Genomic DNA, 23,505 nt, shown 5'->3' on the forward strand with positions numbered 1-23,505 from the left:
GCGCACTGAATACATTCGGAATCAACCGAACACGCGCCGCCCCTTCAATGGGGCCTGGATCATGAACGATAACGACGTCCTCCTCCCCGACCTGCCCGAACTCAGCGCCATTAAACAGGCTGCCCTGAGCTATGTGACCGAGGCTTTTGCCGAGGCCGAGCTTGACGGCCTGGATGGCGATTGCATGGCGCAGGCCGCCCTGTTCGCCGCCTTCACGGAACTCGTCGCCACCTACGGCGAGGATGCGGTGGCGGAGTACGCGGCAACGTTGCCGGACAAGATCCGCAGCGGCAACTTCTCCATGGCCCTGAAGCACTAGGATCAGGGCCGCATCCCGTCGGAGACGGTCGCCGGACCACCTCTTCCGGCGGCGTCCGTATCTTTGCTGAGTGCCCATGTCCGAAACGGCTGCCGACAGCGCCAAGAAATTCGATCCCGCACGCGCCGGTGAATACGACCGCCAGAGCCGCATCGCCCTTGCGGGCTACGATGCCTGCCATGACCTGACGGCCTGCATGCTCTCCGCCGCGCTCGGGCCCGGAACATCGGCCCGCCTTCTCATCGCGGGAGCCGGAACCGCGCAGGAGGTTCTGTCGATCGCGCCGCAGGAGCCAGGATGGCATTTCACGGCGGTCGATCCCGCGCCGCCAATGATCGACATCGCCCGAAACCGCCTGGAAGCCGCTGGCTTTCTCGACCGGACGACCCTCCATCTCGGCTATGTGGAGGATCTTCCGCAAGACGCGTCGTTCGACGCGGCGACCCTGATCGGCGTGCTCCACCATCTGCCGGGCGACGAGGCGAAGAGGACGATCCTCGCCGCCATCGCATCGCGGCTCAAACCCGGCGGCGTCTTCGTCCTCGCGGGCAATCACTATGCCTATCAGAGCCAGCCGCTCATGCTGGCGGCCTGGAGGCAACGCTGGATCATGCAAGGGGCCTCCTCGGAGGAGGCCGATGCCAAACTCGCCAAGATTCTCAATGGCGCCGACCCACCCCATTCCGAGGCGGCGATCGCCGGACTTCTGCACGATGCGGGCTTCGAGGAGCCGACGCGATTTTTCTCGAGCCTGTTCTGGGGCGCCTGGCTGACAAGGAAGGCCCGCTAGGATTCATTGCGCACGGACAGGGTGACGCGCCTTGACCTGCGCGACGAAATCGTGTTGATCCGTCTCATGATCACGACCCGCCCCCTGAACGCTTCGTATTATCCGCCGTCTTCATAGAAGCGGCACGGGTCGATCGATTTTGTCGAAATGGTGCCGCCGCATGGCGGCGTTTTCATTTCAGCACTGCCCTGCGGTGGTCGAACTCTCCGAGGACCGCATGAGCACTTCCATCAATTACCCCTCCCTCCACTCGCCGACGTCGCGTCCGAACGCTTCCCTGCGGCGGCGCAGCCTCGCCATCATCGGTGCGGGTGCGTTCGGGGAGTTCTGCATTCCGCATCTTCGAGAGTTTTTCCATGTGCGGATCTGCGATGAACGGCGCGATCTCGAAGCTCTCTGCGATCGCTGGAACGTCGAAGCCGTGGACATCGTCACGGCCGCGCGGCAGGACATCGTGCTCCTGGCGGTGCCGCTCCGGAGCCTCCGCCCGCTGGCCCGGCTCCTGGCGCCGCACTTGCGCCCCGGCACGCTCGTCATCGATGTCTGCTCCGTGAAGGTGGAGCCTCTGGCGATCCTCGGAGATGAATTGCCCGACACCGTACATCTGATCGGCACGCATCCGCTTTTCGGCCCGCAGAGCGGGAGGAACGGAATCGCAGGGCTTCGCATCGCCCTTTGCGCTGGGGCGGATGTGAAGGGCCGGCTCGTGGCTCGCTTTCTGCGCCGCCGCCTCGGGCTCGATGTGATCGCCACGACACCGGACGATCACGACCGGCAGATGGCCTATGTCCAGGGGCTCACGCATCTGCTGGGGCGCGTCACCGCCGCCATGGATCTCCCGGGCGGGAAGCTGACGACGGTGTCGTTCGAACATCTGAGAAGCATGACGGACATGGTGCGCCACGACACCGACGAGCTGTTCCGCACGATCGTCCTCGACAATCCCTACGGGCGCGGAGTCATGGGGGCCTTCGTGGATGCTGCGAAGGACGTGCTGAAACCGGTCCGCCTGTCGTCGGACCGGACCCTCTGATGCGGCCCGCCGTCGATCAGCCCACCGCTTCGTCGAAGGACAATGCCCATCCCGCGCCGACGAACCAACACCGCTGGGGAGCCGCGGGCGGGCCCCGCACGAGGCTGCGCACGAATTCCACGCCCCCGCGCTCGAAGGAATCTTTCAGCCGTTCCGCCTCGTCGTTCGCTCCCGCCAACCGGCCTTCCGCGCAAATGAAATAGGCGGGGCCGATCCAGCGCGCATGGATCCGCTCCCCCTCCCGTTCGAAGCAGAAGCCGGCTCCGTGCAGGGCATGACGCCCACCCCGAGCGGTGGCTTTCGGGCGCGGGACGCCAAGCGGCAGAACCAGGCGACCTCCGGACCGCAGCTTCCCGATCCAAGCATCGGCCGGACGGACCACGGAAAAGTTGACGTAGATCCGGTCCGCCTCTTCCTGCGGCCAGTCGGCACCGTCTCCTTGAATCACGGTGACGTACGGAAATTCGCTAAGGTTCTTCTTGGCCTGTTCCACGAGATCGGGATCGTATTCCACGGCGAGCACATGACCGCTCTCCCCCACGAGATGAGCGAGCAAGGCCGTATAATAACCGGTTCCGGCGCCGATATGGACGACCCTGTCGCCCTCACGCGGGGACAAGGTATGCAACCATTGCGCATGAAGCGAAGGGCTGCCGTTGTTGACGCCCCGCTCCGGCGAAAGCGCCAACAGGACATCCTGATAAACGACCACCGGATCCGTCGAAGGCAAGGTGACATAGCCGAGCGGCGGACGCGAGATCTGCCATGGCGGCGGGCCGATGAAGCGCTCGCGCGGCACGGTTGCGAAGGCCTTCTTCAGCCTGGGAGCATCGCCGATGCCGGCGAGCGCCAGGATCTGCTTGGCATAGGCCATCCGAATGGTCGCGAGGGTTTCGGGATCGGTGATCTGTTCCGGATTATTCTCCACCGCACACCTCCACGGGAAACGTGCGATCTTCTTCCCAGCGCGGAAGCGAGTCAAAGACGAGGCACGGAGCCCGGCGGTCCTCAGCCGCTCAGGGTCTCTTCGAACCGGACGGCCTCTCCCTGAGCCGGTGTTTCGAGGGAGCCATCCCACATCACCACGTTTCCACGCACGACCGTTCCCATGGGCCACCCGGTGACGGTCACGCCGTCATAGGGCGTCCAGCCGCATTTCGAGGCGATCCAGTCGTTGGTGATCGTCTCCCGCCGCTTGAGATCGACGACGGTGAAGTCCGCATCGTAGCCGACAGCGATCCGGCCTTTGCGCGCGATGCCGAACAGGCGCTTGGGTCCGGCGCTCGTCATGTCGACGAAGCGCTCCAGGGTCATCCGGCTCGCATTGACGTGGTCGAGCATGATCGGAACCAGGGTCTGCACCCCCGTCATGCCGGAGGGCGTGTTCGGATAGACCTTGTCCTTTTCGGCGCGCGTATGGGGCGCGTGATCGGAGCCGAGAATGTCGGCGATGCCCTCGTCCAGCCCCTGCCACAAGGCGGCGCGATGGATCTCATCACGTACGGGCGGATTCATCTGCACGTAGGTGCCCAGGCGCTCGTAGGCATCCGGGGCCACGAGGGTCAGATGATGCGGCGTCACCTCGACGGAGACGAGATTCTTGTGCTCTTTCAGGAGCGCCATTTCTTCGGCTGTGGTGACGTGGAGAACGTGAATGCGCGCGCCGGTCTCCTGAGCGATCCGCACGAGCCGTTTGGTGCAGGTCAACGCTACCTCGGCGGACCGCCAGACCGGATGGGAACGCGGATCGCCCTCGACGCGCAGGTCCTTGCGGGCACGCAACATGGCCTCGTCCTCCGAATGGAAGGCGGCGCGACGGCGGGTGCGGCGCAGGATCGCGGCGATGCCCTCGTCGTCCTCGACGAGAAGCGACCCCGTGGACGATCCCATGAAGACCTTGATGCCGGCGGCGCCGGGAAGGCGCTCGAGATCGGCGACATCCTTTGCGTTCTCGTGCGTTCCGCCGACCCAGAACGCGAAGTCGCAATGCATGCGGTGATGGCCGCGCCCGATCTTGTCGGCCAGCGCCTCCGGGGTCGTGGTCTGCGGATCGGTGTTGGGCATCTCGAAGACGGCCGTGACGCCGCCCATGACGGCGGAACGGGACCCGGATTCGAGATCTTCCTTATGATCGAGCCCGGGTTCCCGGAAATGCACCTGGGTATCGATGACGCCGGGCAGGATATGGAGGCCCTTGCAATCCACCTCCCGCGCCGCGGATGAGCGCGACAGATCTCCGATGGCCGCGATGGTGCCGCCCCTGACACCCACATCCCGCTCGGCGCGTCCATCGTGATTGACGACGACGCCGCCCTTGAGAATCAAATCGAAGGTCTGGGGCATATGCGTTCTCATCCCTTGAGGCTGGTGCTCACCGGGCATATGTCACGCAGGAGCCAAGAGCAACAGAACAAGGCCGCGGAGCAACATATGCCGTCAGCTCATCTCGCCGACAGGGGAGTGGTACGGGTCTCGGGCGAGGACGCCAAGACCTTTCTCGACAACCTCGTCACGTGCGATCTCGATCGCGTGTCCCCGCAACGGGCGCGATGGGGGGCGCTCCTGACCCCACAGGGCAAGATTCTGTTCGATTTCATCGTCTTCGAGGCTCCGGCCGAGATCGGGGGCGGTTATTATCTCGATGTCGCCAAGGTTTTCGCCCCGGATCTCGCCAAGCGCCTGACCTTCTACAAGCTCCGGGCCAAGGTCACCATCGAGGACCGCTCCGACGCGCTGGCGGTGGCGGCCGGATGGGAGGCACCGCCTCCCGGGCAGGAAGCCGGGCTCATATCCGAAGACCCGCGCCTCCCGGAGATCGGATGGCGGGCGATCGTGGCCGCCGAGGACGCGCAGGAATTCGCGACCGTGCCGGTCGAGGAATACCAAGCCCGCCGCATCGCGCTCGGGATTCCGGAGGGTGGACGGGATTTCCTGTTCGGCGATGCCTTTCCGCATGAGGCCCTGATGGATCAGCTTCACGGGGTGGATTTCGACAAGGGCTGCTACATCGGCCAGGAGGTCGTCTCCCGCATGCAGCACCGGGGAACGGCGCGGACGCGCATCGTTCCGGCCATCTACGAGGGCGGTTTTGCCGCAGAGGCCGGAGTCGAGGTTGTGGCGGGTGAAAAGAATCTTGGAAAGACAGGCACCGGGGCCCGGGGCCGCGGATTGCTCATGATCCGGCTCGACCGGGCGGCCGACGCCTTGGCTGCCGGGGAACCCATTCGCGCTGGAGGCATTCCCGTCACACTGGAAAAACCTGCATGGGTCGATTTTCCCTTTCCCGGCGAGGCTGAAGCCTCGGTCCGGAAAGCATGAACGCGATCATTTTGGGAACGGATGGTTCACCTAGGCGTTCCCTTGAGTTAAGCCTTGGCGCTTGCGGCGTGAAGGTGGGCACGTAGCGTGGTTGGGGACGAGTTGATGAATTCTGTGACCATTCATCGGTCAGCAGCACGGGATGAAGGGCTGCTGCAGCTCCTTCTGTCGTCCATTACCGACTATGCGATCTACATGCTGGACCCGACGGGGACCATCGTCAGCTGGAACGCCGGCGCGCAACGGTTCAAGGGATACAACGAGGACGAAATCATCGGAGAGCACTTCTCCCGCTTCTACACCGATGAGGATCGCGCCATCGATTTTCCCGCCTATGCGCTCAAGACGGCGGCCGAGCACGGCAAGTTCGAGGGAGAAGGCTGGCGCGTCCGCAAGGATGGCACGCGCTTCTGGGCCCATGTGGTCATCGATGCCATTCGCGATGCCCAGGGAAACCTCCTAGGCTTTGCCAAAATTACCCGCGATGTCTCGGACCGGAAGAAGACGGAAGACGCCTTGAAGCTCAGCGAGCAGCGGTTCCGGATGCTCGTCCAGGGCGTGACGGATTACGCCATCTACATGCTCGATCCCGAGGGATACATCACGAACTGGAATGCCGGCGCGCAGCGGTTCAAGGGGTATAACGAAGGCGAGATCATCGGAGAGCACTTCTCCCGCTTCTACACCGACGAGGACCGCGCGGGCGGCCGCCCGGCGCGCGCGCTGAAGACGGCCATCGAGCAGGGAAAGTTCGAGGATGAGGGCTGGCGTGTGCGTAAGGACGGCACGCGCTTTTTCGCAAGCGTTGTCATCGATCCTATCCGTGACGCGGCGGGGCACCTCATCGGCTTTGCCAAGATCACCCGCGACATCACCGAACGCAAAATGGCCCAGGAGGCCTTGGCGCAGGCGCGGGAGGCCCTCTTCCAGTCCCAGAAAATGGAAGCGGTCGGTCAGCTGACCGGCGGCATCGCGCACGATTTCAACAATCTTCTCACCATCATCGTCAACAATCTCGATCTTCTCACGCGCAACGCCAGCGATCCGCGGGACAAGCGCCTCATCGAGAGCGCGCAGCGCGCGGCCAACAGGGGCGCGAAGCTGACGCAGCAATTGCTGGCCTTTTCGCGCCGCCAGCCGCTCCAGCCGGAACTCAACAATCCCAACAGCCTCATCAAGGGTTTCGAGCCCGTTCTTCATCGGGCCTGCGGCGAGATCATCGACTTTCAGGTCGCTCTGGATCCGCAGCTCAAGTCGTCGAGCATCGACGGACCGCAGTTCGAAACGGCCCTCCTCAACCTCGTCATCAATGCCCGTGACGCCATGCCCGAGGGTGGTATTCTCCTGATCAGGTCGAGCAACGTGGTCGTCCGAGAGGGCGACCCCTATGCGACTCAGCTCAAGCCCGGCGAATACGTTCGCGTGACGGTGTCGGACACCGGAACCGGGATGTCTCCCGAAGCCGTGAGTCGCGCCTTCGAGCCGTTCTTCACGACGAAAGAAGTCGGCAAGGGCACCGGTCTCGGATTAAGTCAGGTTTATGGGTTTGTCATGCAGTCAGGCGGTCATATCGAAATCGACAGCACACCGGGGCAAGGCACGTCGGTCATCATGCTGCTGCCCGCCCAGGAGGGCGACGAGCAGTCGACCACGCCGGAATCGGATCACCAGGACATCAGGCAGACGGCCGGGACGGTCCTGATCGTCGAAGACGAGCCGGAAGTCCTCGAAATCGCCAAGGAGATCTTCGACACCCTCGGCTATGAGGTGCTGACGGCCACCGACGCCACCATGGCCCTCGGGATCCTGCACGAGGGCACCCCTATCGATGTCCTGTTCTCGGATGTGGTCATGCCCCGCGGCATGAACGGGCTGGAACTGGCCAAGGAGACCTTGCGCCTGCGTCCTTCGATCAAGATCCTCCTGGCCTCGGGATACCCCGTCTCGACCCTCCCGACCCAAGGGTTCCCCGAAGGAACGGCGTTCATCAGCAAGCCCTATCGATGGACCGAACTGGCCGACAAGCTCCGCTTTCTCCGCTCCCGGAACTGAATCGGGAGAAACGGCCGATCGATTTGGGTGATGTCCCGCCCCTGTAAAATTTGATTGGAAGGCGCTCGGCCGGGCCGTCTAAGAAGGCTGTCGAGCACCGAGGGGACCCCATGTACCAGCCGCCGCATTTCCGTGAGGATCGCCTCGACATCCTGCATGATTTCATCCGGGCTCAGACGCTCGGCATGCTGGTGACCGGGGGACGTTCCGGACTCATGGCCAATCCCATCCCGTTCGTCCTCGACACCTCCGCCTCGCCTCAGGGAACCTTGAAGGCCCATCTGTCCCGCGCCAATCCTCAATGGCGCGACATCGAAGCCGGAATGGAAGCGCTCGTGATCTTCCAGGGCGTGGATGCCTATATTACGCCCTCATGGTACGAGACGAAGCGCGAGACGGCGAAGGTCGTGCCGACCTGGAACTACGCGGTCGTCCAGGCTGCGGGTCCGGTGACGCTCATGGACGATGCGGCCTGGGTGAAAGAGCAGATCGTCGCCCTGACGAGCCGGCAGGAAGCGGGCTTCGCCGAACCCTGGCATGTCGGCGATGCCCCGGACGACTTCCTCGCCGCGCAGCTCAAGGGAATCGTCGGCGTCCAGATCGAGATCACGCGCATCGAAGGCAAATGGAAGGCGAGCCAGAACCGCCCCGAGGCGGACCGGAACGGCGTCAGCGCCGGTTTGCGGGCCGAAGGCGCTCCGAAAGCCCTCGAAATGGCAGATCTCGTCGACCGGCTCGGAAGGAAGAGCTGACACCTCTTTCCTCGGAGGTCGCCTTTTCGGCACACACGGATCTTCCCGTTTCGTTCCAACGAAGCTAAACCATCCGGATGACCGACGGATTGATCCTACACCCCGATCACAAGGCCCGTTGCTGGTGGCCCGGCACGGACCCTTTCTACGTGGCCTATCACGACACGGAATGGGGCGTTCCCGAATACGATGACCGGGCGCTTTTTGAAAAACTGATTCTCGACGGCTTTCAGGCAGGCCTGTCCTGGATCACCATCCTGCGCAAGCGTGAGAATTTTCGCAGGGCTTTCGCGGGGTTCGAGCCGGCGGTGATCGCGAGGTTCGATCAGGCGCAGGTCGAGGCGCTCATGCTGGATCCCGGCATCGTCCGCAACCGCGCGAAGATCGAGAGCACGATCGCGAGCGCCCGGGCGTGGCTCGCCATCCAGGAACGAGGCGGATTCTCGCGGTTCCTCTGGGATTTCGTGGATGGACGGCCGGTCCAGAACAATCTCAAGAGCCGCGCCGACGTGCGGCCGGAAACCGATGTCTCCCGGCGGATCTCCAAGGCGCTGAAGGCGGAAGGCTTCAACTTCGTGGGCCCCACGATCGTTTACGCCTTCATGCAGGCGGTCGGGATGGTGAACGACCATCTCACCGGCTGCTTCCGCCACGCGGAATGCGCCGCGCTGGCCGAGAAGCCATAATGGCGAAGGAACCCCGCGTCTGGCAGCGCATGCTGTCCGGCCGCCGTCTCGATCTGCTCAACCCCTCCCCCCTCGATGTCGAACTGGACGACATCGCCCACGGCCTCGCCCGGGTTGCGCGGTGGAATGGGCAGACGGAAGGCCCGCATATCTTCTCGGTAGCACAGCACAGCCTGCTGGTGGGGGCCATCGCCGATCATCTCGATCCAGGCTTGCCGCCGTCGTCACGGCTCGCGGTTCTGCTGCATGACGCACCGGAATACGTCATCGGTGACATCATCTCGCCCTTCAAATCCGTGATCGGCGACGCCTATAAGGTGGTTGAGCACCGGCTTCTCGGCGCCATTCACGTCCATTTCGGCCTCCCTTCGGAGCCCGGGGCGGTGCTCAAGCGCTTCATCAAACGGGCCGACCGGCAGGCCGCCTTCCTCGAGGCGACCCATCTGGCGGGCTTCTCGCGCGAAGAGGCGGTCCGAATCTTCGGGCGTCCCGAACCGCTGCCGCGAACGGTCCACCGCCTTCTCGATCCCTGGCCCGTCGCGGAGGCCGAGGAGCGGTATCGCGAACGGATTCTGGCCTGCACGGCCACGCCCCCCTGATCACGCCTCCCGGCGGCCCTAGCCTTCAACAGCCTGCGATACGGAAACGCCCCCATGCCAACCCTTCACGTTTGCCCTCTCTCCCGCCTTCACGACACGGTCGCGGAAACCCGCGCGAGCCATATCGTGACGTTGATCAACGTGGGCTCCTCCGTGGAGCGCCCATCCACCATTGCTCCGGACCGGCACCTCTTTATCGGCGTCAGCGATATCGTTGAACCGATGGACGGACATATCCTTCCCGTCGCGGATCACATCGAGCAGCTTCTCACCTTCGTGCGGACCTGGGGCCGCGAAAATCCGCTCGTCTTCCATTGCTGGGCCGGGATCAGCCGCTCCACGGCGGCGGCCTTCATTTCCGCCTGCGCCCTCGTGCCCGAACGGGACGAGGTCGAGATCGCCCAGGCGCTGCGCCTGGCCTCGCCCACGGCCACCCCCAACGCGAGGTTCGTCGCCCTGGCCGACGACATCCTCGGGCGCCAGGGCCGCATGGTCGAGGCCGTGCGGGGGATCGGCCGTGGGGCGGAGGCTATGGAGGGCACCCCCTTTATGTTACAGCTTAGCAGGGGCTAGCCGATTCCGCGCCGCGGCGCGGCGCTGTCCTGGGAACAACCCGAGGGGGCTCACCTTGGACATCGAAATTCTGCTGCTTGTTCTGCTGGCGCTCGCCTTTCCCATCAGCGCCATCACGGGGCTTGTCCTTGCCGTTAAGGCACGCCGTGCCGTGGCGGTGCTCACGGCCCGTCTCGAGCGCCTCGAAGGATCCCTGCGGGCCGGAGCCGCTCCGGTTCTCCCGATGACGGAAGCACCGCCCGTTCCCGAAGAGCCCCCAGAGGAACGCATCGCCGAAGAGACCGAACCAACTCCGGCGGTCGAGCCCACGCGGGCGCCGGTTCCGGCGATCACCCAGGCGCCCCCTCCGGCGAATGACGGGCGCGGCTTCGAGGAAAAGCTCGGCACGCGCTGGGCGGTGTGGGTCGGAGGCCTTGCGCTCGCGCTCGGCGGGATTTTCCTTGTCCGTTACTCCATCGAGCAGAACCTGCTCAATCCGACCACCCGCATCATCTTCGGAGCGCTTTTCGCTCTTGGCCTGATGGGCGTCGGCGAATGGCTGCGGCGCCGGGATCAGGCCATTGCCCTGCCGGGTATCCCGGCCGCCAACGTGCCGAGCATCCTGACCGCGGCCGGCATCTGCACGGCCTTCGCGTCGGCCTATGCGGCCTATGCCCTTTACGACCTCCTCGGCCCCGCCACCACCTTCGTGCTCCTCGGGATCATCGCGGTTTTCGCCATGGTCGCCGCAACCCTGCACGGACCCGCCCTGGCGGCCCTTGGCCTCGTCGGGGCGATGGGCAGTCCCCTGCTCGTCTCATCCGACGAGCCTCAGCCCTGGGCCCTGGTGGTCTACCTCGCCTTCGTGGTCCTGCCAGCCTATGGGGTGGCGCGGCTTCGCCTGTGGCGCTGGCTGGCGCTGGCCGGAGCAGCAGGCGCCCTGCTCTGGACCCTGCCGATCTTCTGGATCGGCGCTGGGGCGGCCTTGCCCGCCATGATCCATCTCTCGATCCAAACCGCATTCGCGGCCTTCTTCCTGGCGATCGATCCCTATGGTGATCCGAGCGAGGAAGACGGCAGGCTCGACCTCCCGGCGAGTTTGGCGCTTCTGCTCTTCGCCTTGGCCGGGATCGTCGTCGCAAGTTCGGTCGCGGCCGGTGATGCCCGGCCGGTTTTCGCCGCGACCATGGCGCTGATTCTGCTGGCCGCGGGGTTGCGGGTCCCCCAGGTGGCATCGGCGGCCGCCTGGTCCGGCCTCATGGCGATCGGCACCCTGATCGTCTGGCCGGTTCGGACGCTCCTCGCCCAGGACCCGGAAAATCTCTTCTATCAGGCGGGCGACGCCTTCGCGGTTCGCCCCGATGCCCTCGGAGCCTACCTGACCTTCGCGGTCGTGGTGGCTTCCGCCATCGCCGGTGCCGCCCTGTTCCGCCTGTCCCGATCCCGGGAGCTGCCTTTGCCGATCGTCGCCTGGTATGCCGGAACGGCAGCCGTGACACCCTTGCTGGCGCTGGTGGCTGCCTATTGGCGCGGGGCCGAACTGGAAAGAAGCGTGTCCTTTGCCCTGGTGGCAGGCCTTCTCGCCCTCCTGTTCGTCTGGGCAACCACGTGGCTGCGGCGCAGTCAGGACCGGGAAACCGTTTCCTTACGGCTCGGGATCGGCGGTACCGCGTCCGCAGCCCTCTCCGCCCTTGCCCTGGGGCTCACCTTCGCGCTGGACAAGGGCATGCTGACGGTCGCTTTCGCCCTCACGGCACTCGCGACCGCCTGGGTGGCCGAGCGGGTCGCGATTCCGGCCCTGCGTTACGCGGTCGGCGCAATCGGCCTCATCGTCCTGGGACGCCTGGTCTGGAGCCCGACCATCGTCGAGGGCAATCCGGGGCCGATCCTCGTGAACTGGCTCCTTTGGGGGTATGGGGTTCCGGCCGCAGCCTTCTTTCTTGCGAGCCGCCGTCTGGAGCGGAACGGCCGCGATTTCACGGTCCGGCTGACCGAAAGCCTCGCCATCGTCTTTTCCACCTTCCTGATCTTCTTCGAGATCCGTCACGCCTTGAACGGCGGCGACCCCTTGGCGCCCCGCGTCAGCCTGCTCGAAGCAGGCCTTGTGGCGACCGAGAGCCTTGTTTTCGCGCTCCTTCTGACTCGCCTCGACCTGCGGCGGTCGGATCCGGTCTATCGGGTGGGCTCGCTGATCTTCAAGGTCATTTCGGTCGTGCTCTGCGCAGGCGGGCTGCTCATCATCGAGAACCCGCTCTTTACCGGCGACACCATTCCCGGCGGGGTTTTCTTCAACGCCCTGATCCCGGCTTACCTGATCCCCGCCATCCTGGCCCTTGCGCTCGCGCTCCAGGAGCGGAGCGCCCGCCCGCCCGCCTATTCCTGGACGTCCGCCATTCTCGGACTTCTCCTCCAGATGTCCTATGTCGGGCTTCAGATCAGGCGGATCGTCCAGGGACCGAGCCTCGGCATCTGGAAGGGGTTTACCCAGGGCGAGCAATGGGCCTACTCGGTCGCCCTGCTGGTCACGGGCATCGTTCTTCTGGGGATCGGCCTGATCCGCGATATTCGCTTTGCCCGCCTCGCCTCGGCAGTTTATCTTGTTCTCGCCGTCCTAAAGGTGTTCATCGTCGACCTGGCGAATCTGGAGGGCGTCATGCGAGCCCTGTCGTTTATCGGCCTGGGCCTTGTTCTCATCGGCATCGGTCTCGTTTATCAACGACTGCTCGTGCAACGGCCGGGCGACCTGACGGCCACACGATAAAAACGGACGGAGTATGGTATTTTGGCGGACGGCGGCATGAGCGACACCACTTCCATCAAAGCGCTTCCCTTCGAGAAGGCTCTGGCCGAGCTGGAGGAGATCGTGCGGCGTCTCGAGCGCGGGGACGTCCCGCTCGAGGATTCCATCGCCATCTACGAGCGCGGAGAGGCCTTGAAGAAGCACTGCGAGCAGCTTCTCAAGAAGGCAGAAGCCCGGATCGAGAAGATTACCATCGGCCCGGATGGCCAAGCCGCCGGGAAAACACCCCTCGACGTGGACGAATAGCCTCAGGCCTCTGGGGGAAATCGCTCAGGCGGGCGTTTGACCCATGCGGATTGCCACACTATGTGCCAAGAAGCGCCTTTTCCTGAAACGCCTTGGTGAGAGCGACCTTGTCCACTCCCCTTCTCGATAACGTCAAGACGCCGGAAGACCTTCGGCAGCTTCCGGAGAATCAGCTTCGGCAGGTGGCGGACGAGCTTCGCAGCGAGACGATCAGCGCCGTTTCCGTGACCGGCGGGCATCTGGGAGCGGGCCTCGGGGTGGTCGAGCTGACGGTTGCGCTCCATTATGTGTTCGATACGCCGCGGGACCGGCTGATCTGGGATGTCGGACATCAGGCCTACCCGCACAAGATTCTCACCGGGCGACGTGACCGGATCCGGACCCTGCGCCAGGCTGGAGGCCTGTCAGGCTTCACGAAACGGGCGGAGAGCGAATACGACCCTTTCGGGGCCGCTCATTCCTCCACGTCGATCTCGGCCGGCCTCGGCATGGCGGTGGCTCGCGACCTGGAAGGGCGCCGCAACAACGTGATCGCGGTCATCGGTGACGGCGCGATGTCGGCGGGCATGGCCTATGAGGCCATGAACAACGCGGGCGCCATGCATTCCCGCCTGATCGTGATCCTGAACGACAACGACATGTCGATCGCGCCGCCCACCGGCGCCATGTCGTCCTATCTGGCGCGCCTGGTGTCGGGCGGGACGTACCGGGGCATCCGGGAAACGGCCAAGCAGCTGGCTCGGAAACTTCCGAAATTCTTCTACGACAAGGCCGCCAAGGCGGAGGAGTTCGCCCGCGGATTCTGGACCGGCGGGACGATGTTCGAGGAGCTCGGGTTCTACTATGTCGGCCCCATCGACGGGCATAACCTCGACCACCTTCTGCCGATCCTCAAAAACGTCCGGGATTCCGAAACCGGGCCGATCCTGGTTCACGTGGTGACCCAGAAGGGCAAGGGCTACGCCCCGGCCGAGGCCGCCGCCGATAAATATCACGGGGTCGTCACCTTCGACGTCGTGACCGGAACGCAGGCCAAGGCGAAGGCCAATGCCCCTTCCTACACAAAAGTGTTCGGTGAAAGCCTGATCAAGGAAGCCGCGAAGGACGACAAGATCGTCGCCATCACGGCCGCCATGCCGACCGGGACGGGAATCGATCTTTTCGGCAAGGAATTCCCGACCCGCACCTTCGATGTGGGCATCGCCGAGCAGCATGCGGTCACCTTCGCGGCCGGCATGGCGACCGAAGGGTACAAGCCGTTCTGCGCGATCTATTCCACCTTCCTGCAACGGGCCTATGACCAGGTGGTGCATGACGTAGCGCTGCAGAACCTCCCCGTCCGCTTCGCGCTCGACCGGGCCGGGCTGGTCGGGGCGGATGGTCCGACCCATGCGGGCTCCTTCGATCTGGCCTTTCTCGGCTGCCTGCCGAACATGGTGATCATGGCGGCGGCGGACGAGGCCGAGCTCGTCCACATGGTCGCGACCGCGGCTGCCTATGAGGATGGGCCCATCGCCTTCCGGTATCCGCGGGGCGAAGGTGTCGGCATCGAGCTGCCGGAAGAAGGCATACCGCTTCCGATCGGCAAGGGACGCATCGTCAGGCAAGGGACGCGGGTCGCCATCCTGTCGCTGGGAACACGGCTTGCCGAGGCTCTCCAGGCTGCGGAGGAGCTCGAGTCGCGCGGATTGTCCACAACCGTCGCCGACGCGCGCTTTGCCAAGCCCTTGGATGAGGAGCTGATCCTGCGCCTTGCCCGCGAGCACGAGGTGCTGATCACCGTCGAGGAAGGTTCGGTCGGAGGCTTCGGGTCCTTCATTCTCCAGCTGCTGTCCGAGAAAGGGGCATTGGATCGGGGCGTTCTGAAGTTCCGAAGCCTGGTGCTCCCCGATACCTATATCGACCATGACAAGCCCGACCGCATGTACGCCCAGGCCGGGCTCAATGCGGCAGGAATCGTGACCAAGGTCTTCGAGGCTCTCGGCCAGGAGGAAGCCCGCAAGGTGCGGGCTTGAGGATTTCCGGTCAGATCGTCAACGTTCCCGCTCTGGCAGCCGCATAGCGTTCGCCGATGCGGTTCCAGTCGAGCACGTTCCACCACGCTTTCAGATAATCGGCGCGCCGGTTCTGATATTTGAGGTAATAGGCGTGTTCCCAAACGTCATTGCCCATCAGGACCCGTTGGCCGTCCATCAGAGGCGTGTCCTGATTGGGCTTCGTCACGAGGGCCAGCTTGCCGTCTCGGCCCACCGTGATAAAGACCCAGCCGGATCCGAACTGCTTTTCTCCAGCGGTGTTGAAGTCCGACTGAAGCTTCTGGATGCCGCCAAGATCCCGATCGATGGCGCTTTTCAGATCGCCCGTGGGCTCTCCGCCCGAGCCTCCCATGATCTGCCAGAACATGGTGTGGTTCGCATGGCCACCGCCGTTGTTGCGAACCGCAGTGCGGATCCCCTCCGGCAGCTCGCCCAGACGCGCCAGCATCTCGTGGAGCGGCATCTTGGCCGCCTCCGTATTTTGGCTCAGGGCCGCGTTGAGGTTGTTGACATAGGCGGCATGGTGCTTGTCGTGGTGAAGCATCATGGTCTCGGCATCGATGTGCGGTTCGTTCTTGGAGGAAGGATAGGGCAAGGGTTCAAGCTTGAAGGGGCCGCCGGAAGCGGCCTGCGCCCAGGCCCGGGGGATCATGGCACTTCCTGCGAGCAGGGTTGCACCGGCCAGAAGATGTCGGCGACTGATCATGAGGGTCTCCCTTCCTCCATGGAGCGGTATGGGAAGCGTACGTTTACGGCCATGCTTCGGTTCCGCAGTAGGATAGAATTGTGAACGTCCAGGGTTTTAAAGAGGCCGATGATCAGGAAACGCGCTGATATGGTGCTTGTCGAGCGGGGGTTCTTCCCGAGCCGCGCACGGGCTCAGGAGGCCATCGCGGCTGGGCTGGTGACGGTCGATGGCGTCCCGCTGAAAAAGCCCGCCGACCTGATTGCGGCCGGGGCCGTGATCACGGCCGAACAGCCGCACCCTTACGTCTCGCGGGGCGGCGTCAAGCTCGCGGCGGCCCTTGATGTCTTTTCAATCGACCCGAAGGGCCGCGTCTGCATCGATATCGGCGCATCGACGGGTGGCTTCACGGATGTTCTGCTGAAACGGGGCGCCTTGCACGTTTATGCGGTCGATGTCGGTCACGGTCAGCTGCATCCGAGCATTGCCGATGATGAACGCGTCACCAATCTCGAAGGCACGGACGCCCGTGCCTTGACGACGGCCATCGTTCCGGAGAGACCCGACTTGCTCGTCTCGGACGTGAGCTTCATTTCCCTGAAGCTCGTCCTCCCGCCTGCTATTGCGCTTCTCCAGCCGCGAGCGTCCCTCGCCGTGCTGGTGAAGCCGCAATTCGAGGCGGGCCGCGAGAACGTCAAGAAAGGGATCGTGCGGGACGAGGCCGTTCATCGCAGGGTCTGCGACGATATCCGAGCCTTCGTGGAAAGCCTCGGATTTACGGTCATCGGCATCGCGCCCTCCCCCATCGAAGGCGGCGACGGCAACAGGGAGTTTCTCTTGGGAGCGTATCGTGAGTGACCATCTGATCGTTGAGCGCCTGGGAGCCAAGGCGGACGGCATCGCCGAGACCCGTGACGGTCCGGTGTTCATTCCTTATGTGCTGCCCGGAGAAGAGGTCGCCGTCGAGCAGGAGGGCTCGCGCGCGCGCCTTTTGAGCGTCATTCGGGAATCGGCCGAGCGTGAAACGCCCTTCTGCCCCTATTTCGGCGAATGCGGGGGCTGCGTGACCCAGCATATGCGGCACGGTTTCTATCAAACGTGGAAGCGGGACGTCCTCGCGCAGACCTTGCGCCATGCGCGGATCGATACAGCCCTCGACGGCATGATCGATGCGCATGGGGAGGGCCGTCGTCGCGTGACGCTTCATGTTCGTTATCCGGACAAGGGGGTGCATGTGGGCTACATGGCGGCCCGCTCCCATCACCTGGTGGAGATCGATCATTGCCCCATCGCCGTACCGGCCTTGAAGCATGAGGCTCCTCGCGTGGCACGGGTGATCGGCGAATACCTCAAAGGAACGCGCAAGCCTCTCGATATCCAGATCACCGCGACGCAAAGCGGTCTCGATGTGGATATCCGCGGTCATGGTCCCATGAAGGACAAGGACCGTCTGCGGCTGGTCGATCTTGCGGCGTCCCTCGATCTTGCGAGGCTCTCGCTGCACGGCGATGTGATCGTCGAGCGACGCCCGCCCATCATCCGCATGGGACGCGCGTCGGTCGTCCCGCCGCCGGGCTCCTTTCTGCAGGCGACCGAGCGAGGCGAAGAGGTGATGGCCGGTTTCGTCGTCGAGGCGTGCCAGCAGGCGAAGCGGGTCGCCGACCTCTTCTCGGGCTGCGGCCCGTTCGCTCTCCGGCTGGCGGAGCGCTCCGAAGTTCACGCCGTCGAGACCGACAAAGGATCGGTCGCGTCGCTCGACAAGGCCGCCCGCATGACCCAGGGCCTGAGACGCGTGACGGTGGAGGCGCGCGATCTGTTCCGCCGCCCGCTCCTCACGCCGGAGCTGAATGCCTTCGATGCAGTCGTCCTGGACCCGCCGCGTGCCGGCGCGGAGGCCCAGACCCAGCAGATCGCCGCATCGAAGGTTCCGCTCGTGGTCAGCGTCTCATGCGATGCCGCGACTTTCGCCCGCGATGCGGCGATCCTCATGAACGCGGGCTTTACGCTGGAGAGCGTTGCCCCGGTCGATCAGTTCAAGCATTCCCCTCATCTCGAAGTGATCGGAGTTCTGCGCCGGAAGACGAAAGGCAAGCTGCCCCGTCGCGCATGAGGACGCCCATCCCGGAGTATGTCCTTGGACATGTCATTCGACCTTGAGCGACGGCGAAACGCGTGATGACCTTTCCTCCTCATAGAGTGCTTCGCAGGGGCCGGACTTCACGGGAAAGGTCGCATATTCCAGCCCTTTAAGGGTCCGTTCCTGGAATGAGGACGGAATGCCGTCGCATGCGACAGTCATGAGGCGATGGCCAAATGACCATAAGGGCAGCATGGCGGTCACGGTATTCGTCCCGGTTCCGACATGGGCGTGGAAGCTGAGGGTGTTTTCCTTCCAGACGATGTTGTCGAACCGGGAGGCATTTCGCGCATCGAGCCACTGCAGCAATTGCTCGGCAGAAATCATGGCAATGCCTCGTGATTTGGCGATTGCCGTGATGGTTTTGAAAAAATCGTCCGAGTAGTCGTAATGGGTTCCGAATGCTCCGAAGAATCCCTCGGACCCCGTAGCCTTGTCGATCAGGAAATGAATGCTCTCCACATGATCGACGCCGTTCTCGTTCACGAGATGGGTTGTCGCCTGATAGATGTCGAGCACGGTTCCGTCGGCATCCGCGAACTTCATCGGAAAGCCGGATCCGGTCATGTATCCCGGTCTCCCGCTGATCCAGGAACCGGGCCAGTAATAATAATCGAGGCTAAGCCTGACGCCGTGCGATCTTGAGATCTTTGCGGTGTCGGCCCAGCCGCTCCAGACGACGCAGTGAATCCGATGCGACTTTTGCGTCAATCCCATCTGGCGGCCAAAATCGCCGACTTGCGCAGCAACGAAAGCGGCCACATCCCTGTTGCTCCGGTCGGTGCAACCGGTGTCGACATGGATGCCGAGTTCGAAACCTTTTGCGGCGTATTGCCTGATCCACCCTGGAGTGATGGGCGAGCCGACAGTGAAATACGAAGTGGCGCGATAGCACTCCCACTCCTCCACCCTGCAACCGGGAGCGCTTTCCGCATCGAGTTGCCCAAAGGCCCTGGCCGTACCGGCCTTGGTCGCATGATCGTCGCCGGCCATGACGATGACAGCCTTTCGTTCACCGGGCAGATACCAGATCCTGGGCAGCGGCCGACGCTGGTGGTTCAGAACCAGCAGGAGATTGGCGAAGAGACGCTGCTGCTCGTCCGCCTGTGGTACGGCGATCTTCGCCATATCGGTAAAATCCGGATAAAACAGGTCGTTGGGCCGTCGCGGCGGTATTCCGTCGCGCTCCTGATTCACCCAGTCAGGATTGCCCTGCCGTGTGCGGACAACCGATTGGGCAAGATCGTAGGCCAAGGCGACGGCGTGGCCTGAACCGATTTGCCGCAAGCTGATTGCAGGATGTTCGGTCCGTTCAGCCGACGAGACAAGGAGCGACGCGACCGCGATCCCATCTTCAATCCGGTACCGGCTCGCGGGCACGCGCAGCTGGAGGGCTTCCCGTGTGATGCCAGCGCCGCTGCGGGTGTCCGGATTCGCCAGCAGATGGGCTCCCTCCATTGGTGGCCCTGCATCGCGAAGGCCCAACAAGCGGAGAACATCGCCGACCGGACGGACGACGATGAGGTTTCCACCCTCCTGCACCCATCCTTCAAGCAATCGGATCGTTTCGGGAGCGACAGTCGATCCTGTGAGGATAACGATATCTGCCGTGCCAAGACGCCGTTCAGTCAGGGCTTCGGCATCGACAACGTCAAAAAGATTAAGGCCTTCCGCCAGAAGAATCTCACCATAATAGGACGCGTAGGGATTCTGCCTGTCCTTCACGACAAGAATCGGAGCCCCCGTTGTTGCGAGCCGTTCGCCGGACGGCATGGCATGCCTGTTCTGCGATGCATCATGGGAGATGTCCGAAATCGCTGGCCGATTGCGGGGGCCGAGGGCATCGCCCCTGCTCGCATCCGGCGATGCCGTCTTCGCAAGTGAAACGGCATGCGCGGCGGGAAGCCGATCCTCCAGAAGTGCGACGGATGGGCTGCCCTCGCGAGAGACGGCCGACAAAAACCATACCAATGCGCAACCAGCGCCTAGGAGCAGGAACCGCCGATACGGCACGCAGCCCTCCAATGTGCGATGAGCCTGAACTGTATCGCACGCCGGTCGTGACGGAATCCCTGCCTATCCCAAAGGTGCGTCACTCACTCTTCCGCGCTCGCACGGCCATTCAGGATAGGAAAGTCTGCCGTACAGGCATCTCATGGGGATATCCGCCGGATGGGCCGATCCGGGTCGGCATCCAGGTCGGCTCCTGCACCATGATCCCGTACCGTCGGGAAAGTCTCACCACAAAGGCGGACGGCCGTTGGAGGAGCCTCCGCGCGCGACCCTCAAAGGCGCATTCTCTTCCGTGGACAGGACACCATCACGGTTGGCATCGAACTTGTCCCAGATGGCGCCCGCCACTTGCCCCATTTCACGAACGGGAATGCGCGGGACCGAGCGACTTCCGAGTTTGCCCGGAGTAAAATAGGGTTTCAAATACGGAACGTGCAGATAATAACGGATCTGCACAGCCCGTGGATCCTCGGGCGCCAGACCTTTGGCATCAGCGTCCGTAAGGATCCCATCCTTGCCCGCAGCCGTTTTTGCAAACTCCACGGTGGTGGCAACGTATTGCTTGCGGTTTCTTGCCGAAAGGAGAGCGTTTCTCGCAGGCGCCGGCAATGTCTCCGCAACCTGTTCACGGGAGGCCTCTGCCATCGATGTGGGAAGATCCGTCCTGTCCCTGGCGAAAGACGGGAGCGGCGCCAGCGCGAGAACGGATGAAACAAGCACGACAAGCCGGCAGCCCATCATCGAAAACTCCTCCCTATCAACCTGAGACCGTCATGAACGGCCTCACACCAGGGGCATGCGTGACATAACGTGCGCGGCATCATCAGGATGCCACGCGGGACACATCGAACCAGATCGCCTTGGCGGCACCCTTCAGGGTTCCGCTTCCCGAAAAAAGAGCCGAGCCGGCGATCTCCTTTCTGCCGTCGACCGCGACTTTCCAGGCGATCACCATGTGCGGTTCTCCGGCGCTGACCGGTCCATAGAGCCTCGCGGTCATGCGGCCCAGAAGGAGCGCTCGGGGCTGCCGCCCCATCAGCGCGAACGCGCCAGGGCAATCCAGGGCGGCCCAGATGAATTCAGGACGAACCTCTCCCTTTTCATCGGCGAGATCGCCATTTGGCGTCCACGGCGCGGCAACCCTGTGATCGTCGCCCGAAAGAGGACCGGCGAAAATCCGCAATCCGTCACTGCTCTGCCGATCGGTCCCGCACACGAAGCATCCGGGGAAATTGTGCCGGGTCAATCCGAGGTAGCGGGGCATCGCCGCGAGGGCAGCCTCGTAAGGCGGCGGCGATGGCAGATCGATCTCCAGATCGTGTTCCGGCTTCGCCTGCGCGATGATCGTCTCGGAATCGTGCACGTCGAGCGTGGTATCCGGTCGAATCGTCACCGGAAGCGGCCGCATCAGCGGAATCGGACGCCGCAGGGTCACTTCCGCTGCGGGAGCATCGATCAAGGAAGCGATCCGCCCGCAGACATATCCGCCGTTTCCCGTTCCGGGCGGGCCGCAGAACCGCTCGTCAATGACAAGAGCATTCACGCTATGTCTCGCATCTGTTGTCACAAACATATGGGGATGAGCGTGTCAGATGCCGAGGAGCATCCGGGACTCACGACCTATATTCTAGATCTTTACCCGGCCTGCACAATCCTCCAGGCCCGACGCACCGCTTCCACGGCCCGATCCGCGTCGCCTTGCTCGGTCGCGGCGGAAATCACGGAGATCCGCATCGCCCAGCGGCCTTTCCACAGTGCCCCGCCCATGAAACAGCTTCCCTCCGCCTGGAGGTGCCCGATGGTCTCCAACGTCAATTTATCGCCCATGTCGGTCGAATCGTCCGGGCCGAACCGTAGGATGATCTGGTTGATCACCACGTCGTTCATGACCCGGATGCCGGCCTCCCGGGAAAGGGCCTCGGCCATCTGCCGGGCCATGCGGCAATGGCGCTCGACCATGGCGGCAATGCCCGTTCGGCCGAGGTGCTTGATCATCGCCCACGTGGCAAAGCCCCGCGCCCGCCTGGAAAGCTCCGGAACGAAGTGCGACGGATCTCGCTCGCCCTCGGAGACGGGAGGCAAGTAGCTTGCGGCGATGGTCATGGCGCGGCGGTGGATGTCGGCATCCCTCACGATCGCATAGCCGCAATCGTAGGGAGTCTGGAGCCATTTGTGCCCATCGGTCGCCCAGGAATCGGCTGCCTCCACTCCTGCCGTGAGAGTTCGCTTTTCCAGGCAGGCCCGGGCCCAGAGGCCGAATGCGCCGTCCACATGCACCCACGCCCGTTGCTCATGGGCCATCGGGATCAGTTCGGAGAAGCCGTCGAAAGCGCCGGTATTCAGCTGCCCGGCCTGGAGAATAGCGATCGTCGGCCCCGTACCCCTCCCCGTGCCGCTGCCGAGAGCCTTCTCGAAAGCGGAAGGGAGGATGCGTCCGGCGTCGTCGGTCGCAACCCGAACGACCTGCTCCTGGCCGAATCCCAACAGTTGGAGGTCGGAAAATACGGTCGCGTGAGCGTCCTCGCCGATCAGAACCTGGATGGGTGCGGCCCCAAACAGGCCCCGCGCCTCCACATCCCATCCGCCCCGGCGCAGCAGCTCTTTCCTGGCGGCCGCAAGACAGACGAAATTCGCGACCGTCGCTCCGGTAACGAAGCCCACCGAAGCCTCTCGCGGAAGATCGAGCAAATCCAGCAGCCAGCGGGCCGCAACGGTCTCGGCGGCAGCTGCAGCAGGCGCGGCGGTGTGATTGGCGGCATTCTGTCCCCAGGCCGATGTCAGCCAATCCGCGGCGACGCCGACGGGATGGGAGGATCCGATGACCCATCCGAAGAACCGAGGGCCGGTGGTTGCGTGAAGTCCCGGCTGAGCGAGATCGACAAGATCCTGAACAACGGTTGCGGCCGCTGTCCCCTCCTCCGGTGTTTCGGCTTCGAAGCGGGCAAGGATCGTCCCGTAGGAAGCCTCCGGCCGCTGCAATCGTCCCGATATGGCGCCGCGAAAGTTGATGGCATGCTCCGCGGCCTGCCGTAGAACATCAGCCGTATGATCGGGCTGCGGCATCACGCACTCCAGTTGCATGGCCCCGGAGACACGACAGGCCTGGCGGTTCTAGGGCTCCGGCCTTACAGGAACATATTCACTCAGGTTCCGCATATTTCGAGAGCGCATCCAGCAATTCCAGACATTTGCGGGCAACCTCCTCCGGAACGCGCTTGTCTCCCTCGTAATGACGCATCACAACCGCGTTGGCTTGCTCGAACAGATCGCCCAAATTTCCGGAAATGCCTGTGCGGACGGTTGGAAAATTCGGCGCGGATTTCCCCGCACGACGGCGTGCTCGCGAGGCGGCGGTGCCCTTGAAGAGCGTCAGGACTTGAGAATCCTTCGCGTCCTTCTTGAAGTCTTCGAATGCGATGAGGTCACCCATGCCTTCCACCTTTACGCAACGCACATACCGTTCGCTATCATGCCGTCCTTCAGCTTC

Annotated in this window: 22 protein-coding genes; 14 read left to right on the plus strand and 8 right to left on the minus strand. The window is 63.7% G+C overall.

Features of this window, described 5'->3' with window-relative positions; all coding sequences use genetic code 11:
- Window positions 1–61 precede the first annotated feature (61 nt).
- The 3 genes from LJD17_RS06830 (at window position 62) to LJD17_RS06840 (ending at window position 2,142) form a co-directional block, all read left to right on the plus strand.
- A complete protein-coding gene (locus tag LJD17_RS06830; protein WP_227383400.1) occupies window positions 62–319 on the plus strand; it encodes a hypothetical protein in 258 nt (85 codons plus the stop codon).
- Between the two features lie 76 nt (window positions 320–395).
- Complete coding sequence (locus tag LJD17_RS06835) at window positions 396–1,109, plus strand: class I SAM-dependent methyltransferase (RefSeq protein ID WP_227383401.1); 714 nt, start codon at window positions 396–398, stop codon at window positions 1,107–1,109.
- A 217-nt stretch (window positions 1,110–1,326) separates the two neighbouring features.
- A complete protein-coding gene (locus LJD17_RS06840; protein WP_227383402.1) occupies window positions 1,327–2,142 on the plus strand; it encodes a prephenate dehydrogenase/arogenate dehydrogenase family protein in 816 nt (271 codons plus the stop codon).
- A gap of 16 nt (window positions 2,143–2,158) precedes the next feature.
- On the opposite strand, the gene LJD17_RS06845 is transcribed toward LJD17_RS06840, so the two are convergent.
- On the minus strand, window positions 2,159–3,016 hold the full coding sequence (locus LJD17_RS06845) for a protein-L-isoaspartate O-methyltransferase family protein (RefSeq protein WP_227383665.1): 858 nt from the start codon (window positions 3,014–3,016) through the stop codon (window positions 2,159–2,161).
- Between the two features lie 134 nt (window positions 3,017–3,150).
- The gene (locus LJD17_RS06850; protein ID WP_227383403.1) at window positions 3,151–4,485 is read right to left on the minus strand and encodes a dihydroorotase; all 1,335 of its coding nucleotides are present in this window, start codon (window positions 4,483–4,485) and stop codon (window positions 3,151–3,153) included.
- Window positions 4,486–4,572: 87 nt separating this feature from the next.
- Here LJD17_RS06850 and ygfZ point away from each other — a divergent pair, with 87 nt between their 5' ends.
- From ygfZ to dxs, 9 genes are all read left to right on the plus strand, one after another.
- Window positions 4,573–5,460 carry a CAF17-like 4Fe-4S cluster assembly/insertion protein YgfZ gene (gene ygfZ, locus LJD17_RS06855; protein ID WP_227383404.1) on the plus strand — a complete coding sequence of 296 codons (888 nt, stop codon included), beginning with the start codon at window positions 4,573–4,575 and terminating at the stop codon, window positions 5,458–5,460.
- Window positions 5,461–5,565: 105 nt separating this feature from the next.
- The gene (locus tag LJD17_RS06860) at window positions 5,566–7,512 is read left to right on the plus strand and encodes a hybrid sensor histidine kinase/response regulator (RefSeq protein ID WP_227383405.1); all 1,947 of its coding nucleotides are present in this window, start codon (window positions 5,566–5,568) and stop codon (window positions 7,510–7,512) included.
- Window positions 7,513–7,622: 110 nt separating this feature from the next.
- A complete protein-coding gene (locus LJD17_RS06865; protein WP_227383406.1) occupies window positions 7,623–8,264 on the plus strand; it encodes an FMN-binding negative transcriptional regulator in 642 nt (213 codons plus the stop codon).
- A gap of 77 nt (window positions 8,265–8,341) precedes the next feature.
- The gene (locus LJD17_RS06870; RefSeq protein ID WP_227383407.1) at window positions 8,342–8,950 is read left to right on the plus strand and encodes a DNA-3-methyladenine glycosylase I; all 609 of its coding nucleotides are present in this window, start codon (window positions 8,342–8,344) and stop codon (window positions 8,948–8,950) included.
- Window positions 8,950–9,549, plus strand: a complete 600-nt coding sequence (locus LJD17_RS06875; RefSeq protein ID WP_227383408.1) for an HD family hydrolase — start codon at window positions 8,950–8,952, stop codon at window positions 9,547–9,549. The genes LJD17_RS06870 and LJD17_RS06875 overlap by 1 nt, the downstream gene beginning before the upstream one ends.
- Window positions 9,550–9,603: 54 nt before the next feature.
- Window positions 9,604–10,122, plus strand: coding sequence for a tyrosine phosphatase family protein (locus LJD17_RS06880; RefSeq protein WP_227383409.1), 519 nt, complete (start codon window positions 9,604–9,606; stop codon window positions 10,120–10,122).
- A gap of 55 nt (window positions 10,123–10,177) precedes the next feature.
- On the plus strand, window positions 10,178–12,862 hold the full coding sequence (locus LJD17_RS06885; RefSeq protein WP_227383410.1) for a DUF2339 domain-containing protein: 2,685 nt from the start codon (window positions 10,178–10,180) through the stop codon (window positions 12,860–12,862).
- Window positions 12,863–12,898: 36 nt separating this feature from the next.
- Window positions 12,899–13,147 (plus strand): exodeoxyribonuclease VII small subunit, encoded by a 249-nt coding sequence (locus tag LJD17_RS06890; protein ID WP_227383411.1) that lies wholly within the window; start codon window positions 12,899–12,901, stop codon window positions 13,145–13,147.
- 107 nt (window positions 13,148–13,254) lie between these two features.
- Window positions 13,255–15,162, plus strand: a complete 1,908-nt coding sequence (gene dxs / locus LJD17_RS06895; RefSeq protein WP_227383412.1) for a 1-deoxy-D-xylulose-5-phosphate synthase — start codon at window positions 13,255–13,257, stop codon at window positions 15,160–15,162.
- 10 nt (window positions 15,163–15,172) lie between these two features.
- Here dxs and LJD17_RS06900 read toward each other — a convergent pair whose 3' ends face one another.
- Complete coding sequence (locus LJD17_RS06900; RefSeq protein ID WP_227383413.1) at window positions 15,173–15,889, minus strand: superoxide dismutase; 717 nt, start codon at window positions 15,887–15,889, stop codon at window positions 15,173–15,175.
- A 108-nt stretch (window positions 15,890–15,997) separates the two neighbouring features.
- On the opposite strand from LJD17_RS06900, the gene LJD17_RS06905 reads away from it, so the two are divergent.
- Window positions 15,998–16,726 (plus strand): TlyA family RNA methyltransferase, encoded by a 729-nt coding sequence (locus LJD17_RS06905; protein WP_227383414.1) that lies wholly within the window; start codon window positions 15,998–16,000, stop codon window positions 16,724–16,726.
- Window positions 16,719–17,978 carry a class I SAM-dependent RNA methyltransferase gene (locus LJD17_RS06910; RefSeq protein ID WP_227383415.1) on the plus strand — a complete coding sequence of 420 codons (1,260 nt, stop codon included), beginning with the start codon at window positions 16,719–16,721 and terminating at the stop codon, window positions 17,976–17,978. Before LJD17_RS06905 ends, LJD17_RS06910 begins: the two co-directional genes overlap by 8 nt.
- Before the next feature lie 33 nt (window positions 17,979–18,011).
- Here the strand turns inward: LJD17_RS06910 and LJD17_RS06915 are convergent, their stop codons facing one another.
- The 5 genes from LJD17_RS06915 to LJD17_RS06935 all read right to left on the minus strand — a co-directional run bounded on the left by LJD17_RS06915 (window position 18,012) and on the right by LJD17_RS06935 (window position 23,448).
- Complete coding sequence (locus tag LJD17_RS06915; protein ID WP_227383416.1) at window positions 18,012–19,964, minus strand: hypothetical protein; 1,953 nt, start codon at window positions 19,962–19,964, stop codon at window positions 18,012–18,014.
- A gap of 279 nt (window positions 19,965–20,243) precedes the next feature.
- Entirely contained in the window at window positions 20,244–20,759 is a 516-nt protein-coding gene (locus LJD17_RS06920) for a hypothetical protein (protein WP_227383417.1), read from the minus strand.
- A gap of 82 nt (window positions 20,760–20,841) precedes the next feature.
- Window positions 20,842–21,561 carry a hypothetical protein gene (locus tag LJD17_RS06925; RefSeq protein ID WP_227383418.1) on the minus strand — a complete coding sequence of 240 codons (720 nt, stop codon included), beginning with the start codon at window positions 21,559–21,561 and terminating at the stop codon, window positions 20,842–20,844.
- Between the two features lie 92 nt (window positions 21,562–21,653).
- Window positions 21,654–23,081 carry a pyridoxal phosphate-dependent decarboxylase family protein gene (locus LJD17_RS06930; protein WP_227383419.1) on the minus strand — a complete coding sequence of 476 codons (1,428 nt, stop codon included), beginning with the start codon at window positions 23,079–23,081 and terminating at the stop codon, window positions 21,654–21,656.
- Between the two features lie 76 nt (window positions 23,082–23,157).
- Window positions 23,158–23,448, minus strand: a complete 291-nt coding sequence (locus tag LJD17_RS06935) for a hypothetical protein (RefSeq protein WP_227383420.1) — start codon at window positions 23,446–23,448, stop codon at window positions 23,158–23,160.
- Window positions 23,449–23,505: the final 57 nt, after the last annotated feature.

Source organism: Microvirga rosea (assembly GCF_020595095.1).
GTDB classification, from domain to species: Bacteria; Pseudomonadota; Alphaproteobacteria; order Rhizobiales; family Beijerinckiaceae; genus Microvirga; species Microvirga rosea.

Coding starts and splice junctions, on each gene's coding strand:
- LJD17_RS06830 (WP_227383400.1), top strand. CDS start 62: ATGAACGATAACGACGTCCTCCTCCCCGACCTGCCCGAACTCAGCGCC.
- LJD17_RS06835 (WP_227383401.1), top strand. CDS start 396: ATGTCCGAAACGGCTGCCGACAGCGCCAAGAAATTCGATCCCGCACGC.
- LJD17_RS06840 (WP_227383402.1), top strand. CDS start 1,327: ATGAGCACTTCCATCAATTACCCCTCCCTCCACTCGCCGACGTCGCGT.
- LJD17_RS06845 (WP_227383665.1), bottom strand. CDS start 3,016: ATGGCCTATGCCAAGCAGATCCTGGCGCTCGCCGGCATCGGCGATGCT.
- LJD17_RS06850 (WP_227383403.1), bottom strand. CDS start 4,485: ATGCCCCAGACCTTCGATTTGATTCTCAAGGGCGGCGTCGTCGTCAAT.
- ygfZ (WP_227383404.1), top strand. CDS start 4,573: ATGCCGTCAGCTCATCTCGCCGACAGGGGAGTGGTACGGGTCTCGGGC.
- LJD17_RS06860 (WP_227383405.1), top strand. CDS start 5,566: ATGAATTCTGTGACCATTCATCGGTCAGCAGCACGGGATGAAGGGCTG.
- LJD17_RS06865 (WP_227383406.1), top strand. CDS start 7,623: ATGTACCAGCCGCCGCATTTCCGTGAGGATCGCCTCGACATCCTGCAT.
- LJD17_RS06870 (WP_227383407.1), top strand. CDS start 8,342: ATGACCGACGGATTGATCCTACACCCCGATCACAAGGCCCGTTGCTGG.
- LJD17_RS06875 (WP_227383408.1), top strand. CDS start 8,950: ATGGCGAAGGAACCCCGCGTCTGGCAGCGCATGCTGTCCGGCCGCCGT.
- LJD17_RS06880 (WP_227383409.1), top strand. CDS start 9,604: ATGCCAACCCTTCACGTTTGCCCTCTCTCCCGCCTTCACGACACGGTC.
- LJD17_RS06890 (WP_227383411.1), top strand. CDS start 12,899: ATGAGCGACACCACTTCCATCAAAGCGCTTCCCTTCGAGAAGGCTCTG.
- LJD17_RS06900 (WP_227383413.1), bottom strand. CDS start 15,889: ATGATCAGTCGCCGACATCTTCTGGCCGGTGCAACCCTGCTCGCAGGA.
- LJD17_RS06905 (WP_227383414.1), top strand. CDS start 15,998: ATGATCAGGAAACGCGCTGATATGGTGCTTGTCGAGCGGGGGTTCTTC.
- LJD17_RS06920 (WP_227383417.1), bottom strand. CDS start 20,759: ATGATGGGCTGCCGGCTTGTCGTGCTTGTTTCATCCGTTCTCGCGCTG.
- LJD17_RS06930 (WP_227383419.1), bottom strand. CDS start 23,081: ATGCCGCAGCCCGATCATACGGCTGATGTTCTACGGCAGGCCGCGGAG.
- LJD17_RS06935 (WP_227383420.1), bottom strand. CDS start 23,448: ATGGGTGACCTCATCGCATTCGAAGACTTCAAGAAGGACGCGAAGGAT.